This is a genomic window from Trebonia sp. (assembly GCF_049794275.1).
GTDB lineage: Bacteria > Actinomycetota > Actinomycetes > Streptosporangiales > Streptosporangiaceae > Trebonia.
Map to the genome: position 1 here is coordinate 1 of NZ_JBARCR010000818.1, position 1,895 is coordinate 1,895.

2 protein-coding genes are annotated in these 1,895 nt (G+C 68.7%); one reads left to right on the forward strand and one right to left on the reverse strand.

Annotated elements, in window-relative coordinates; translation table 11 throughout:
• Positions 1–33: 33 nt before the first annotated feature.
• Positions 34–687: a VOC family protein gene (locus WA805_RS21375; protein ID WP_422277632.1), complete on the reverse strand. Its 654-nt coding sequence runs from the start codon at positions 685–687 to the stop codon at positions 34–36.
• Between the two features lie 186 nt (positions 688–873).
• Between WA805_RS21375 and WA805_RS21380 the strand changes: the two genes are divergently transcribed.
• Positions 874–1,895 (forward strand): ketopantoate reductase family protein (locus tag WA805_RS21380; protein WP_425243212.1); only part of this gene is annotated, 1,022 nt, incomplete at its 3' end.

Below are 1,895 nucleotides of genomic sequence, written 5' to 3' on the forward strand. Positions count from 1 at the left end.
GGCGTGCGCCGGCCCGGCCGCCCGGACCGGTGCTTACTTGGCGGGTGGGTCGTACAGGGAGCGACCAGGGAAGATCTCCGGCGGTGTGCCACGCCACTGGTTGTTGACCGTGTGGTCTCCGCCCAGCCAGCGCTTCAGGTCGTCGTGCGCGCTGGCGGTGCGGATCTCGCGGATCTCGTCGACAAACTCGGGGTCCACGCAGAACTCGAACAGGAGCCCGTCGGGCGACGTGACGTAGAGCGACGTCACGTACCCGTGGTTGATGATGTGGTGCTGGATCCCGCGGTCGAGCAGCCGCTTGTGGATCCCGTCCTGGCCGGCTTGGTCGGTCTCAAGCGCGAGGTGGTAGTAGATGTTGGTGCTCCCGACGAGGTTCTTGTTGGGCCCGTCGAACTGGAAGTACGCGATGGCCCCGCCGTCCGCGAGCTCGTAGAACGTGTGGCAGAAGTCCGTGCCCTGCTTCGTTACCTGCCATTCATCCGGCATCGCCTCGGCTTCCGGGTCGACGGCACCGCGCTCCGACCGCTCGCACCAGGTCGCCTTGAGCGGGATCCCGAGGATGTCCTCCATGAACTGCCTGGTGACTTCATGGTCTGCCACGGGGAACGCGTGGTGGTGCAGCCGGCGCAAGGCCGAGACCTTCGTGGCCGACTCGGCTGCCGCTGTTTCGGTGACTGTCTGCGCCATGTTTTTTACCTCCGCCGAGCTTTGAGCCTCGGCAAGCTCGGCTACGTCGCCGTATAAACGAATGTGTTGATTATCCGAGGTCACACACTCGGATGTCAAGGAAAGGAACGATAACTAGCCATAGAGTCGAATCTTAACTAGGCTCGTCTCAACAGTCCTTCCTGCCCCGGAGCCAAACCCACGCACATGACACCACCGAATTTCCCCGACCGCGATGATTCGGCCGCGCCGGCGTCGCTGGCCGGCCGGCCGCGGGTCCTCGTGGTCGGCGCGGGCGCGATCGGGGGAGTCGTCGCAGCCAAGCTCGCCAGGGCCGGGCATGACGTGACAGCGCTGGACGCGAACCGGGAGCACGTCGCGCGGCTGACGTCGCCGGGGCTGCGGCTGGACGAGCTCGGCACGCCGTCCGTTGTGCCGGTTCCGGCCGTCGCCGACATGGCGGACCTGCGGGGCCCGTTCGACTTCGCGCTGCTGACCCTCAAGGCGCCCTATCTCGAGCCGGTGCTCACCGGGCTCGTCAGCCGCGGGATTGTGCGCACGTTCGTGTCCCTCGGCAACGGGCTGATCCAGCCGCGGGTGGCGGCGATCACCGGCCCCGACCGCCTCATCACGGGCATCGTCGAGTGGGGCGCGACGAACATCAGCCCCGGCCACGTCGCCCAGACGACGCGAGCGCCGATCATCCTCGGCCGCTCCGGCCCGGGTGGACAGGACCTGGGCGAGCGTTCCGGCCAGCTGGCCGGCATCCTGGACGCCGCCGCGCCAACCGTCGTCGTCGACGACATCAATGGTCATGTGTGGGCCAAGCTCCTGCTCAACAGCACCTTTTCCGGTCTCGGCGCCGTGTCGGGGCTGACCTACGGGCAGGTGGCGGCCGAGCCGCCCGGTGAATGGCTGGCCTACCGGCTGTGGACCGAAGGCTATGACGTCGCGTGCGCCGCCGGAGTGCGGCCTGGCGAGGTGGCGGGCATCCTCCCGGCCGACCTCGTCGTGCACGCGGACGCCGACCGGCCCCGCGCGGCGGGCGCCCTGGCGGCGCTGCTGAGCCGTCTCGGACCCACGAAGGCGTCGATGTCACAGGACCTCGAGCGGGGCAGCCCGACCGAGGTAGACGTAATCAACGGCGCGGTCGTCGCGCAGGCGGCCGCGCTCGGCCGGACCGCCCCGCTGAACCAGCGCGTCGTCGAGCTAGTGCACGAATGCGAGCG